The organism is Nonomuraea zeae (assembly GCF_005889725.1).
Classification (GTDB): domain Bacteria; phylum Actinomycetota; class Actinomycetes; order Streptosporangiales; family Streptosporangiaceae; genus Nonomuraea; species Nonomuraea zeae.
Genome location: NZ_VCKX01000003.1, coordinates 1 through 13,214 on the forward strand (window position 1 = coordinate 1; position 13,214 = coordinate 13,214).

Here is a 13,214-nt window from a genome sequence, read left to right on the forward strand (position 1 = left end):
GGGCGTGGGGGAGAACGAATTCGACGTCGTGGGGGTCGAGGTGGGTGACGGCGTCGGGGTCGGTGTGTCCGAAGTGGGTTGCGGAGTAGTCGTGGCGGCCGGCCCGCCTGACGTTGAGGTGGGCGTGGCCGTTGGTGTGCTGGAGGGGGGTGCGCTCTCGTTCGGCGGCGTGTCCGCGGCATGGGCCGGCTCTGGTGCAGGACGGGTCGCCACGGATGACGGGTCGGCACCCTCGTGGGGGGAGCCCGTCTGATGGGATTCGTTCTGGTTCCGGCCGCTCTGGCTGGTGCTGTCTCGGTCCGTGGCCGACGGGTTGGTCGGCTGCTCCGGAGAGCCCTGGTCCAGATCTTGAGAGTCCGAGCCTTTCCCATGCGAGCTCTGGTGCTTCGCTTGAGTGTCCTGGCGGCCGTCCGTGTCGGTGTGCGGCCCGCTCTTAGGTCCGCCCGCGTTGTCCGGAGTGCCGGTGGGCCGGTCGGCCGGCTGTTCCTGAGCAACGTGGGTGCTGGAGTCTTGGGGCCGATCGGCGCCGGGCTCTGCCTCCGTGGTCTGGTACCACGAGGTCAAGATGTAGGCCGCGTCAACGAACTTCTGGATATCTGACGTCATGGAAAGCGGGGACCTCCCGGACGAGACCGGATTTACCCATGCAGACCATGACAAAAGTGACGATAAAGGACTGATGAGGCTAAACCGGAAGCCTGTGGGTACGGCGAGCGTACCGGGATGTTCCCGCAGGTCAAGCGGCTCAGAAGGCGTGATCGACGGCTCTGCCCGGAGTGAAGCCCAAGCCAGAGAGGCGCTGTCGGTAATTCATTGGACGCGAACTGTGGAGAAAGATCTACCAAATCCTGCCGGACAGCGGCCGGACTCATTTGACTGAGCGGTCGGCGATCTGCCATTTCGTGGGTTTTGGCCATGACGTCGCGGGATCCGGAGGAGGATCCCGCGACGGGCGGTGGAAGATCGGGGTTTCATCAGGAGGCGTCGAGCGCTTCGGTGATCTTGCGGGCCATCTCGGTCAGAGTGGGGCTGGGCGTGCGGTGCTGGGGGCGGGTGGCTGCCTCGATGGCGACGTTGACCGTGCGGCGGAAGTTGTCGGCCTCGGCCGGGTCCTGCCGGTTGAGCAGGGTCATGGACGCCGTCAGAGCGGGCAGTACCTGGTCGGCGAGCGCGGCCACGGTCTTGCCGTACTTCACGCCCTTGGGGGCCTTGCTGAGCACGTGTCCGACCTGGCCGGTCGCGGAGGTCAGGGCGATGGAGCCCTCGGTGGCGACCTTGTGCGCCGAGCCGGCGGCACCGGCGGCGGACATCAGCGAGACGGCGCCCCAGGCGGCGGTGCGCAGGGTGAGCTGGTCCTGGGCGGTGAAGGTGATCGACATGGTGGTGTGCTCCTCTGAACAGTTACGAGATCCGGTTGAGCGGCCAGGTGCTGAACCGCTCATGGCATTAACCATCGCCGACCGCGCTGACAGCGGGCCGTCGCCGTACTGACGTGGTCGCTGACATGCCCAGGTCACCACTGGCCGGCGGAGCTCTGCGGGTGCTCGAACCCGCCGATGCCGCGTACTTCGGGAAAGCGCCGAGACGCGACCCCGCCACACCCCTTAGAGTCACTTTGACCATAAGGGGGTGGGGTGTGAGCCTCACATGGACCGAGATCCTCGGGTTCGCCACCGGGGCGCTGTGCGTCTGGCTCGTGGCGAGCCAGCACATCGCCAACTGGCCCATCGGCATCGCCAACAACGTCTTCTTCATCGTCCTGTTCACCCAGGCCAAGTTGTACGCCGACGCCGGCCTGCAGGTCGTCTTCATCGCCCTGGCCTGCTACGGCTGGTGGACCTGGGCGCGCGGGGGCGGCCCCGGCCGGGTCCTCCCGGTGCGCCGCACCAGCCGCGTCGAGTGGATCTGGCTGCTCGTCTCCGGTGCCGCAGGCGTCGCCGTCCTGACCGTGTTGCTGGCCCGGATGACCGACTCCAACGTGCCCTTCTGGGACGCCCTCACCACGTGCCTGTCGCTGGCCGCCACCTATGGCCAGTGCCGCAAGCGGCTGGAGTCCTGGTGGTTGTGGATAGCCGCCGACCTGGTCTACATACCGCTTTATGCGTACAAGGAGCTCTACCTGACCGCGATCCTGTACGTCGGCTTCCTGACGTTGTGCGTCCTCGGCCTGCGCGGCTGGCGGCGTGACATGGCGCTCGCGGCGAGCGCCCCGGCCGGGGCGCTCAAGTGACCCGGCGGTTCGGCCACGGCCTGGTGCTCGGCAAGTTCTACCCGCCGCACGCGGGCCACCACCACCTCGTGACGACCGCCGCGGCCCGCTGTGAACGGCTCACCGTACTGGTGTGCGCGGCCACCGTCGAGTCGATCCCGCTCGGCGACCGGGTCGCCTGGATGCGGGACGTCCATCCCGAGGTCAGAGTCGTCGGCGCTGTGGACGACCACCCCGTTGACACCGGCGACCCGGCCGCCTGGGACGCGCACATGGCTGTCTTCCGCCGGGCCGTCCCCGAGCGGGTCGACGCGGTCTTCACTTCCGAGGACTACGGAGAGGAACTCGGCAGGAGGTTCGGCGCCACGGCGGTGTGCGTGGACCCGGAGCGCCTCGCCCAGCCGGTGTCCAGCACCGCGGTGCGCCGCGACCCGGCCGGCACCTGGCACTTCCTCGCGCCCGCGGTCCGGGCGGGCCTCGCCCGCCGCGTGGTCGTCCTGGGCGCGGAGTCCTCCGGCACCACCACCATGACGCGCGCGCTCGCCGAGCACTACCGCCGCCGCGGCGGCCCGTGGGCTGCCACCACGTGGGTGCCGGAGTACGGGCGAACGTTCAGCGCGGAGCGGTTGGCGGCGCTGCGGGCCGCCCGGCCCGACGCCCGGTGGGCCGACGTCACCCTCGCCTCCGATGACTTCCCGCACATCGCCCGGCGTCAGGAGCGCGACGAGGACGCCGCTGCCCGGTCGGGGAGCCCGGTCCTGTTCTGCGACACCGACGCGTTCGCCACCACCGTCTGGCACGAGCGCTACGTAGGCGGGAGCCATCCGGAAGTGGCCCGGATCGCCAGCCGCGGGCGGCAGCACCTGTGGCTGCTGACCGACTATGAGGGCGTCCCGTTCGAGGACGACGGGCTGCGCGACGGAGAACACCTCCGCCCATGGATGACCGGACGCTTCCTGGACGAACTGGAGCGCACCGGACGTCCCTACGTCAGGCTCCGCGGCTCCCACGAGCAGCGGTTGACGGCCGCTGTCACCGCCGTCGACGCGCTGCTGGCCAAGGGCTGGGACCTCGCCGACCCGCTCCCCGAACGCCGCTCCGGCGTCCCGCGATCGGTGGGACATTCCTAGCCGATGCCCGGCACCCGGCCGCGGCCTGGTCGTGGCTCTCATCCGCGTGCGCCTCATACGGTGTGCCACCGCCCGTTGTGTAGCCGCCGCGATGACACCTCGCAGTTCCCCACGCCGCTTGATGGGCGCCGAGTCTTCCGATCGCCGGGCCCCGCAGCATAGGGGAGCGTATCTTCGGGATGAAGCCGCTCGCGAAGGAGGGAGCCATGGCCGGCCCGAGGGTCATCGTGGTGGCGCTGCGCGGAGTCGTCGACGATCGGGCGGCGGAGGAGGCCACGCGGGTGCTGGGCGCGCGCCTGGCGCAGAGCGGGCGCTGGCTTGTCTTCGACCTGTCCGGTGCGGAACGCATCACTCCGGGTGGCTGGCGGTTCATCCTGCGCGCGTGGCTCGATGCGCGTGCGGCCGGCGGAGGGGTGTCCATGGCCGGCGGGGCGGAGGTCTCGCACGCGCATTACGTAGCTCGCCAGATCGGGCTGCCCGCCTCGCCCGACGTGGAGCAGGCACTCGCGGCTCTGGAGCCGGATCGCCGGATATCAGAGCTCTTATCAGTACGGCCCCCGTCAAAGGTGCAGGCGCGGCCCGTCGACGGGTACGAAAAAGCGTTCCTTGCCTTCTTCGGCTACCGGCCGTCGGCCGAGCCGCTGAAGGACGCGTTCTCCCGGGCGCTGATCATGCAGGCGCTCGCCGATGTCCGACCGGTGGCAGAGAAGCCGGATCCGGCCGTGGCCGCGATGTCGGAAGGGCCGGATGAGGAGGTGCTGGCCGCCCTGCGGGACGAGCTCCTGCCCAGAGGGACCCAGGAAGGCTTCGCCTACCTGGGAGATGCGGACAGCGCGCCTGCGGTGGAAGAGGCGTTACGGCAGCTCGGCGATGCGTTCGGGTGGGAGGTGACGCCGCATTCCGAGCCGCTGCAGGGCTCGTGGTTTCGCCGGTTCCGCCTGAAGGCCAAGGACCTCGCGATGTCCGCGGACGCCAAGGAGATCGCCGAGGAGCTTCGCCGAGCGGCCGAACTACGGGCCCTGCATGGTGTCCAGGCCCAGAACGACGGCGTGCAGGCTCAGGCCGCGGCAACCCTCATCCAGGCGCTCGACGGCACCGAGCAGGCAGTGGTGCTGGTCGGCTCGGTGCTCATCATCAAGGACGCGGGCCGCCTGGCGGTGCGTACGCTGACCCAGCGCCAGCTCATTCACCTGGAGCGCAGCGCCGACATGACCCAGCCGAGCAAGGTGCTCGAGGCGCTGGAGCGAAGCGGCGCCGCGGACGATCCACCGCCGAAGCCGGCCCGCGAGCTGTCACCAGGTGAAGAGGACGACTGAGTCTCACGCAGTCGTCCCCGAGCAGTCGGCGAGCTGCTCGGGAGAGCCGGTCAGACGAAGAAGCCGACCACCCGCCGGATCTGCCGCCCGCTGAACTCCACGACGTCATAACCGGTGGCGACCGCCGTGCCGGAGCCGGGAGCGCCCAGCCGCCAGGTGAACAGCGCCGTGTCATGATGGGCGTTGATCAGCGCGCCGAGGCTGAACTCCATGTCCCCGAAGCCCTCCTGGGCTCGGGAGATGGCTGCGGAGAGCTCGCCGGGGCCGCGCAGAGCCTCGTGGTCGGGGTCGGAGTAGACCCCGTCCTCGGTGAAGACGGTCTTGATGAGGGACTCCCGGGCGGTCGCGTCACGCTCGTTCCAGATGTCCAGATATTTCAGGATTAGCTCGGTTCGCTGGTCGATGGTGGTCATCTGGAGGTTCCTTCCTGGGAGGGCTTGAGGAGGAGGGCGATGAGGCCGCCGAGAGCGGTGACGGCCGCCGCCGCCCACGCGGCCGCTTGCAGGCCGCTGAGCACCTGCGGCGGAGAGGCCGGGGCGGCGGTCAGGCCGGCGGTGGCGACGGCGACGAAGACCGCGAGGCCCATCGCGCCGCCGACCTCCTTGGCCGTGCTCGCCAGGCCCGACGCGACGCCCTGCTCCTGAGACGCCACCCCGGCTCCTGCCGCGGCGAACAGGGCGACGAAGGCGACGCCGCCGAAGAAGCCCCAGATGACGCTGCCGGGCAGGAGCGTCCAGAAGCCGCCGTCGATGGGGGTGCCGGCGATCAGTACGGCGATGCCGAGGCCGGTGCCGAACATTCCTGCGCTGAGCGTGGTGCGGATCCCCCAGCGGCCTAGCAGCACCGGGGCGGCCTTCATGGCGGCGGCCATGCAGACCAGGGTGAGGGGCAGGAACGTCAGCCCCGCCTGCAGAGCGCTGTAGCCGAGAACCGGCTGCAGGTAGGAGGTCAGCACGTAGTACCCGCCGCCGAGCGTGGCCTGGAAGATGGCGATGACGGCCATCGTCGTGGCGAGCCCGCGCTGCCGGAGTAGCCGCAAGGGGATGAGCGGATCCCGGCTGCGTGACTCGACCAGCAGGAGCAGGCCCAGCAGCGCCGCGCCGGCGACCAGCGACCCGGCCCCGCGTACGGTCGCCCATCCCGCCTCGGGCCCGCCGGCCAGGCCGAGGACCAGGAGCGTGGCGCCGGCCGTGGCCAGCACCGCGCCTGGCACGTCGAACCCGGCCAGACGGGACGAGCGGCGCGGGTCGGCGGGCAGCAGCCGGAGCGCGGCCAGCGCGGCGCCGGCGGCCAGCGGGACGTTCACGAAGAAGACCCACTCCCAGCCCAGGTAGCTGGTCAGCACGCCGCCCAGCAGGGACCCGGCCGCCAGGCCCGCGCTGCCCGCCATGCCCCACGCGCCCAGCGCCCGGTTGCGCAGCGGGCCTTCGGCGAAGCCGCGGTAGATGAGCGCGAGCGTGGCCGGGGTGAGCAGGGCGCCGCCGGCGCCCTGGACGGCGCGGGCGGCGATCAGCAGGCCGGCGTGCGTGGCCAGGCCCCCGGCCAGCGAGGCGACGCCGTAGAGCGCGAGACCGGTCACGAAGACCCCGCGGGGACCGAGCTTGTCCACGATCCGGCCGCCGAGCAGCAGCAGCCCGCCCAGTCCGATGGCGTAGGCGCTGACCACCCACTGCACGGACTGTGCGCTGAAGCCCAGTGCCGCGCCGATATCGGGCAGTGCCACGTACACGATGTTGTAGTCGAGAGCCACGATGAGCTGCGTGAATGCCAGCAGCGCCAGCTTTGGACCCGGGCGGTCCCTGCGGCTGGGGGCCCGGGAGATTGCAGAGGTCACGAACGATTCCTATGCATTGCTTAGTTTCTACACGGTGTTCAATACTTGCATGGAAGACAGTAGCCTAACGCTGTAGAGTGTCAAGGGTGGGAGACCAGACGACGAGCAGGCGCGACCGGCTGCGGATGCAAACGACGGCGGAGATCAAGGCGATCGCGCTCAAGCTCATGGCCGAGGGCGGTCCCGACGCCATCTCCCTGCGGGCCATCGCCCGCGAGATGGGCATGACCGCGGGGGCGATCTACAGCTACTTCCCCACCCGCGACGACCTGGTCACCACGCTCATCGGCGACCTCTACACAGCTCTCGTGGACGAGGCGGAGGCCGCGCGGGACGCCGTGCCGGCCGAGGACGCGGGCGGGCGGATCCTGGCCTGGGCGCAGACCGTACGAGAGTGGGCGCTGGCCAATCCGGAAGGGTTCCGGCTGATCTACGGTGATGCGGTGGCCGGCTACCAGGCGCCGGAGGAGGGGCCGGCCAAGGAGGCCGAGCATCGCGCCTGCACCGGGCTCACCGGCCTGGTCGCGGCGGCCTGGCCGGTCGCGGGGCAGCGGGCGGGCGGCGACTACGCGTGGTCCGACTTCGACGCGGGCCTGGCCGGGACGATCCAGAGCCTGTTCCCCGGCCTGCCGCCGGCCGCCGTCGCGCTGACACTACGCGTGTGGGGCCGCATGCACGGACTGGTCGCCCTGGAGATCTACGGCCACCTGCGCGGGCTCACCCACGATGCCGACGAGCTCTACCGCGACGAGATGAGCGACCTGATCGCCTCGCTCGGGCTCTCTCCCGCCGGGCGAGGCTGAGCGGCTTGCCCGGCTGCCTGGCCGGCGCCGGGTGCGTGTGCGTCGCTGTCATGGAGGCGACTTATCCTCGAAGGATGAGGGCAAGGCCGCTGACGCTGATCCAGGATGAGCTCGTCGATTACGACCAGGCGATGGAGCGCATGACCGACCTCGTCGGCCAGCGCCAACGGGACGAGCGGCCGGACACGCTCTGGCTGCTCAGCCATCCGTCCGTCTACACGATCGGGCGCCGCACGCCGATCGCTCACCTGCCCGACCCCTCCCGGGGCATCCCCGTCCTGGAGACGGGCCGGGGCGGCCAGCTCACCTACCACGGGCCGGGCCAGCTCGTCGGCTACCTCATCGTCAAGCTGGCCGAGGACGAGGGCATCGTCGACTACGTGCGCGAGGTGGAGCTGCGCATGGTCGAGGCGCTGGGCAAGCTCGGGCTGCCGGCCGAGCGCCGCGACACGCCGCCCGGGTCCGAGCTGCTGACCGGGGTCTGGACCTCCGAGAGCGGGCGCAAGATCGTCTCGATCGGGATGCGGCAGAGCCGGGGCGTCACGAGCCACGGGTTCGCGCTCAACGTCGACGGCGACCTGACGCCGTGGGACTGGGCCGTCGCCTGCGGGATGCCGGACGTGGACATGACGTCGGTCAAGCGCGAGCTGGAAACCGCATCCATGGGCGAGGTGCGCGCGACCGTCGCGGAGGCGTTCGAGGCGTCCTGACGGCCTTTTGCTTTCGCGGCACGAGCCGGGAAATCGGTCGTCCCCAGGCGATGTGGATGTGCCGCATCGCTGGATCCTAGCCGCGTGGAAACACCTGCATCGTCGGCGTCGTGACCGTTGCCGACGAGCTTGCCGTCGCAGGTGTAGAGGGGTGCTTCCAGCGCCTCGGCGAGTGCGAGACAGGCGGCCTCGTAAGCCGTGTAGTTATGGCGCAGCTCCCACACGCGTGCCGCCTGAGCGTCAATCCTCGCAGCGTCGAAAGGACCTCCACATCGAGCAGGTGCGGAGCGTGAACGCAGCGCCTCTACCATCGCGGACGCACGTGCAGTCGCACAGCTGTCGTCGAACGACATGACAGAAATTTTCAAATTTTGCTCCATCCGTGCCGCCGAGCAGGAATGATCAAGCACGGTCGCGTGCCCACGGGGGTGCACCGATCGCTGATTGGAGCAAAATGCGAAAAAGGACGTCTCTGTTCGCTGCCGCATTCGTGGCGCTGGCCACGCTCTTACCTGTTCCGACCGCCGCCGCGGAGGCCGAGGACGCCGCCATCACCTGGGCGCCCTGCGAGGAGGAGCCCTCCGCCGAGTGCGGCAAGCTGGCCGTGCCGATCGACTGGGCCAAGCCGGACGGCCCCTCCATCGAGCTGGCCATCGCGCGGCGCAAGGCCACCGACCCCGCCGCCCGCGTCGGGTCGCTGGTGATCAACCCGGGCGGCCCCGGCGGGTCCGGCGTGGAGGCCGTCTACGGCGCTCCCGGCTCCTACACCGAGGAGCTCCAGCGGCGCTTCGACATCGTCGGCTTCGATCCCCGGGGCGTGGGCCGCAGCCACCCGGTGATCTGCTCGGCGTCGGTGTACAACCAGATGCCGCACACCGTCATGGCGAGCCAGGCCGACTACGACGCCTGGAACCTCTTCACCAAGAAGCTGCACAAGGACTGCCGGGCCCGTACCGGCCCCCTGTACGACCACGTCGACTCGGTCGACGTCGCACGGGACATGGACGCGCTCCGCGCCGCGCTCGGCGAGGACAAGCTCACCTACTACGGCATCTCGTACGGCACCCTGATCGGCCAGATGTACGCCGAGCTGTTCCCCGACCGGGTCCGGGCACTCGCGCTCGACAGCAACATGGACCACAGCCTCGGCGTCAAGGGCTTCCTGGACACCGAGGCGGTCGCCGCCGAGGACGGGTTCGACGAGTTCGTCACCTGGTGCGACAACGACACCAGCTGCGTCCTGCACGGCAAGGACATCCGGGCGATCTGGAAGGACCTGCTGGCCAAGGCGCGGCGCGGCGAGCTGTACTACCCGGGCGTGACGGACCGCCCGATGACCGAGCTGCAGGTCATCTACAACGGCGTGCTGGGCAACGAGGGGCCGGACTGGCACCTGCTGAGCGAGGTCATCAACACCCTGGCGGGCGGGACGCCGCCGGAGTGGCTGCCGCCGCTGCCGGGCCGGCAGCCGGTGGAGGGTGAGGTCGCCCAGCTGCCCACCCGCATCCTGTGCCAGGACTACAACCTCCGGGTGCGCGGCTACTGGGAGTACGCGGCGCTCAAGTACAGCTCGGCGCGGCTCGCGCCCGACATGAAGTACCACCCGTACCCGATCGACGACCTGCCGATCTGCCTCAACTCCGCCCCCACCAACCCGCCGCACCGCCTGCGCTACACCGGCAGCGCGCCGATCCTGCTGGGGAGCTCGATGCACGACCCCGCCACGCCGCTCAGCTGGTCGGCCAACGTGGCCGAGCAGCTCGGCGCCAAGGCCGTGCTGGTCACGTACGAGGGCTGGGGACACCGCATCTACGGCAAGGACAAGTGCCAGACGGACATCATCGACGAGTACCTGATCTCGCTGAAGGTGCCGCCGCAGGGCACCCGCTGCGCCGTGGGCACCCCTGAGGAGAGCGTGCTCAAGCGGCAGCCGCAGACGCGGACCTGGCCGTCGGACTCCCTGTCCTGGGGCGTCTCCGGCTAGTACGAGGTCATGGGTACGGCTCGCGCGAGCCGTACCCATGGCTCTCACGGGATGGGGACCTCGTCGATCGTGCGGCGGGGCCCCGTGAACCAGTGCCTTGCCGACAGCGCCCACCACAGCGCGATGCCGATGATCACGACGCCCACCGCGATCGGCGCGTAGTTGACCGAAGTCCAGGCGAAGTCCGCGTTGCCCGGCACGCCGGCCGGCGAGAACGGCATGATGAAGTAGATCGAGACGATCACGATCTCGACGCAGGCGATCCAGCACAGGACCTTGTACTTCCTGCCGAGCGTCCACGGGCCGGCCTGGAACTTGTCGCCCATGCGCAGCCGGAGCCAGATCGGGATCAGGAACGCCAGGTAGAGCCCGATGACCGCGATCGACACGACGGCGTAGAAGGCGACCGGCGTGGTGAACCCGGGAGGGGCGTAGAGCGCGGGCAGGGTGATCAGGGCGGCCACGACGCAGCCCGCGATGATCGCGTTGACCGGCGTGCGGTTGCGGTCGACCCTCGACCACAGCCGCCAGCCGGGGACCGCGCCGTCACGCGAGAACGCGTACGTCATCCGCGACATCGACGTCACGCAGCTCATCCCGCAGAAGAACTGGCCGATGGTGGAGATCGCGAAGATCGCCGTGGCCAGCGGGGACGACACGGCCGTCTCGAAGATGGCGCCGACGAACCCCTGCTGTTTGTTAATCTCGTCCACGTTCGTCGCCGCGAACAGGAACGCCAGCAGCAGGACCCAGCCGCCGATCGCCGAGTAGAAGATCGACTGCCACAGGCCGCGCGCCGCGCTCTTGGCCGCGCCCTGCGTCTCCTCCGACACGTGCGCGCAGGCGTCGAAGCCGGTGATCGTGTACTGGGTGAGCAGGAAGCCGAGCGGCAGCACGTACAGCCAGAAGGGCAGCCCGTCGGAGCCGTCGCCGAAGCCGGAGGCGTTGTTGGTGCCGGTGAAGACGAAGCCGAGCGACTGGTGGTCGCTCGGCGCGAAGATCAGGATGGCGACGATGATCGCCGCGCCGGCGACGTGCCACCAGACCGAGACGTTCTGCAGGAGCGAGATCAGCCGGTGGCTGAAGATGTTGATCAGGGCGTGCAGCGCGAGCACGATCACGAACAGCACGAACGCCTGGGTGAGCGTGCCCTCCCACCCGCCGCCGGTCAGGCGCATGAGTGTGATGTTGAGGAAGGTCGCGCAGCCGTAGTCGACGGAGGCGGTGACGGCGATGAGGCCGACCAGGTTGAGCCAGCCGGTGAACCAGCCGTGGATCGGCTTGCCCAGCTTGGCGGCCCACCAGTAGATGCCGCCGGCCGTCGGGTATGCCGAGACCAGCTCCGACATGCAGAAACCGATGATCAAGATGAAGACGGAGATCAACGGCCAGCCCCAGGAGATGGCGATGGGGCCACCGTTGTTCCAGGCTTGTCCGAATGTGGTGAAGCAGCCGGCGAGGATCGAGATGATGGAGAAGGAGATCGCGAAGTTGGAGAAACCGCTCCAGGTGCGGGCCAGCTCCTGCTTGTAGCCGAGCTCGGCGAGTCGCCTGGAATCCTCTTCAGTGGTCATTGAGGTCTCCCTGGGGGGCGCGGAGGACGCTCCATTTGGTCTACGTCTAGACCATTTCTTTCCAGGGGACAAGGCGTTACAGACGAGTTTCGATCTCGTCAGGGGTGCTGGTGGCCCGTGCGGGCCGCCCGGCCCGGCGGCCCGCACGTGCGGGCCGCCGCGAGCGGTTACGCCGAGAACGCGTCGAGGGCGGCCTGGCAGAAAGCCTTGAGATCGTCCGGCTTGCGGCTGCTGACCAGCATGTTCGGCCCTGCGGTGCAGATCACGACCTCCTTGTCCACCCAGGTCGCCCCGGCGTTGCCGAGGTCCGTCCGCAGGCTGGGCCACGACGTGATGGTGCGGCCGCGCACGACGTCCGCCTCGATCAGGGTCCACGGCGCGTGGCAGATGGCGGCCACCGGCTTGCCCGAGTCGAAGAAGGCCCGGGTGAACTGCACGGCGGCCGGCACCGTACGGAGGAAGTCGGGGTTGGCGACGCCTCCGGGGAGGACGAGCCCGTCGAAGGAGGCCGGATCCGAGCCGTCCACCGTCTCGTCGACGGCGAACTTGTCGGCTCTGTCCAGGTGGTTGAACCCCTGGATCTGGCCGGGCTTGGTGGAGACCAGCTTGGGTGTCCCGCCCGCCTGCTTGACCGCCTTCCAGGGCTCCGTGAGCTCGACCTGCTCCACTCCCTCGGGAGCGACCAGGAATGCGATGGTTTTGCCGTTCAACATGTGAACTCCCCTTGGGATGCGTGTTCTCACCCCCCTAACCGGCGAGACCCGATCTATGCACCTTTACCCCCAGGGGGTATAGTCTGCGGCAGGAGTAACGAGAGTGAGGAGTGCGGCATGACTGTGACGACGTACCAGGTTGAGGGCATGACCTGCGGCCACTGCGTCAGCTCCGTGACCGAGGAGGTCGGCAAGGTGGCCGGGGTGAGCGGCGTGGAGGTGGACCTCGCGTCCGGGGCCGTGACCGTGACCAGCCAGGAGCCCCTCGACCGCACGGTGATCGACGCGGCGGTGGTCGAGGCCGGTTACGAGCTGGCCGGCCAGGTCGAGCTGCTCCCGCAGGCCGGCGGCTCGTGCTGCGGCTCGGGCGGCTGCCACTGATGTGCGGTTGACGCGCGCTCAGCCCTCCGGGACGGCCGGTCGCCGCCTGAGCCGGCGGGCGTGCGCGGCCCATGCGGCGGCGCCGCCGACGGCGTACCAGAGCAGGTCGGGCGGGTTGAACGTGCTGCCGAGCACCGGCCGCAGCAGCGCGGGGATCTCCCAGAGCTGGGCGAACTCGATCGCCCAGCTCAGCCCGGTCGCCGTCAGAGCCGCCGCCCACGGTCGCACCCCGGGCAGGACGAGCACGACGAGGGTGTAGATCAATACGGTATAGAGGGCGTCACCTGCGTATTTCGCCACAGGCCCGTCCCAGAGCAGCCGAACCCCCACCCCGAGGACGACGGTCAGGGCCGCGGCCAAGAAGACAGGCAGGCGGGACATCTGATCACGATAGTGCCAAGGGTACTGAAAATTTACACCGCAAAAGGAAACGAGAATGAAACAATTTTCCGCCACGCGTTGACACGCGGTCTCCGTATGGTGTGCCTTTCTCTACACAGGAACCCCCCGCCTGAAGGTGAGGCACTTGATGAGGAAATGGTTCGCACGCCTGGCTGTGC

At 69.4% G+C, this 13,214-nt stretch carries 14 protein-coding genes; 8 read left to right on the forward strand and 6 right to left on the reverse strand.

What is annotated here, in order from left to right; all coding sequences use genetic code 11:
- Positions 1-253: hypothetical protein (locus ETD85_RS64390; protein WP_206058017.1), on the forward strand; the 253-nt coding region annotated here is incomplete at its 5' end.
- A 721-nt stretch (positions 254-974) separates the two neighbouring features.
- Here the strand turns inward: ETD85_RS64390 and ETD85_RS01375 are convergent.
- Positions 975-1,379, reverse strand: a complete 405-nt coding sequence (locus ETD85_RS01375) for a hypothetical protein (protein ID WP_138687722.1) — start codon at positions 1,377-1,379, stop codon at positions 975-977.
- Between the two features lie 257 nt (positions 1,380-1,636).
- Between ETD85_RS01375 and pnuC the strand changes: the two genes are divergently transcribed.
- The 3 genes from pnuC (at position 1,637) to ETD85_RS01390 (ending at position 4,655) form a co-directional block, all read left to right on the forward strand.
- On the forward strand, positions 1,637-2,230 hold the full coding sequence (pnuC, locus tag ETD85_RS01380; RefSeq protein ID WP_240778748.1) for a nicotinamide riboside transporter PnuC: 594 nt from the start codon (positions 1,637-1,639) through the stop codon (positions 2,228-2,230).
- Positions 2,227-3,339 carry an AAA family ATPase gene (locus tag ETD85_RS01385; RefSeq protein WP_138687724.1) on the forward strand — a complete coding sequence of 371 codons (1,113 nt, stop codon included), beginning with the start codon at positions 2,227-2,229 and terminating at the stop codon, positions 3,337-3,339. The genes pnuC and ETD85_RS01385 overlap by 4 nt, the downstream gene beginning before the upstream one ends.
- A gap of 179 nt (positions 3,340-3,518) precedes the next feature.
- On the forward strand, positions 3,519-4,655 hold the full coding sequence (locus ETD85_RS01390) for an STAS domain-containing protein (RefSeq protein ID WP_138687725.1): 1,137 nt from the start codon (positions 3,519-3,521) through the stop codon (positions 4,653-4,655).
- Positions 4,656-4,705: 50 nt separating this feature from the next.
- Here the strand turns inward: ETD85_RS01390 and ETD85_RS01395 are convergent, their stop codons facing one another.
- Positions 4,706-5,068, reverse strand: a complete 363-nt coding sequence (locus ETD85_RS01395; protein ID WP_138687726.1) for a nuclear transport factor 2 family protein — start codon at positions 5,066-5,068, stop codon at positions 4,706-4,708.
- Positions 5,065-6,489: an MFS transporter gene (locus tag ETD85_RS01400; RefSeq protein WP_240778750.1), complete on the reverse strand. Its 1,425-nt coding sequence runs from the start codon at positions 6,487-6,489 to the stop codon at positions 5,065-5,067. The genes ETD85_RS01395 and ETD85_RS01400 overlap by 4 nt, the downstream gene beginning before the upstream one ends.
- An 86-nt stretch (positions 6,490-6,575) precedes the next feature.
- Between ETD85_RS01400 and ETD85_RS01405 the strand changes: the two genes are divergently transcribed.
- From ETD85_RS01405 to ETD85_RS01420, 3 genes are all read left to right on the forward strand, one after another.
- Positions 6,576-7,292: a TetR/AcrR family transcriptional regulator gene (locus ETD85_RS01405; RefSeq protein ID WP_240778751.1), complete on the forward strand. Its 717-nt coding sequence runs from the start codon at positions 6,576-6,578 to the stop codon at positions 7,290-7,292.
- Positions 7,293-7,366: 74 nt separating this feature from the next.
- Complete coding sequence (gene lipB / locus ETD85_RS01410) at positions 7,367-8,002, forward strand: lipoyl(octanoyl) transferase LipB (protein ID WP_138687727.1); 636 nt, start codon at positions 7,367-7,369, stop codon at positions 8,000-8,002.
- Between the two features lie 454 nt (positions 8,003-8,456).
- Positions 8,457-9,986, forward strand: coding sequence for an alpha/beta fold hydrolase (locus ETD85_RS01420; RefSeq protein ID WP_138687728.1), 1,530 nt, complete (start codon positions 8,457-8,459; stop codon positions 9,984-9,986).
- 44 nt (positions 9,987-10,030) lie between these two features.
- On the opposite strand, the gene ETD85_RS01425 is transcribed toward ETD85_RS01420, so the two are convergent.
- Together ETD85_RS01425 and ETD85_RS01430 are read right to left on the reverse strand one after the other, a co-directional pair.
- The gene (locus tag ETD85_RS01425) at positions 10,031-11,560 is read right to left on the reverse strand and encodes an amino acid permease (RefSeq protein WP_138687729.1); all 1,530 of its coding nucleotides are present in this window, start codon (positions 11,558-11,560) and stop codon (positions 10,031-10,033) included.
- Between the two features lie 167 nt (positions 11,561-11,727).
- Entirely contained in the window at positions 11,728-12,273 is a 546-nt protein-coding gene (locus tag ETD85_RS01430) for a type 1 glutamine amidotransferase domain-containing protein (RefSeq protein ID WP_138687730.1), read from the reverse strand.
- A gap of 117 nt (positions 12,274-12,390) precedes the next feature.
- Here ETD85_RS01430 and ETD85_RS01435 point away from each other — a divergent pair, with 117 nt between their 5' ends.
- Complete coding sequence (locus ETD85_RS01435) at positions 12,391-12,654, forward strand: heavy-metal-associated domain-containing protein (RefSeq protein ID WP_138687731.1); 264 nt, start codon at positions 12,391-12,393, stop codon at positions 12,652-12,654.
- A gap of 18 nt (positions 12,655-12,672) precedes the next feature.
- Here the strand turns inward: ETD85_RS01435 and ETD85_RS01440 are convergent, their stop codons facing one another.
- On the reverse strand, positions 12,673-13,035 hold the full coding sequence (locus ETD85_RS01440) for a ribosomal maturation YjgA family protein (protein WP_138687732.1): 363 nt from the start codon (positions 13,033-13,035) through the stop codon (positions 12,673-12,675).
- Positions 13,036-13,214: the final 179 nt, after the last annotated feature.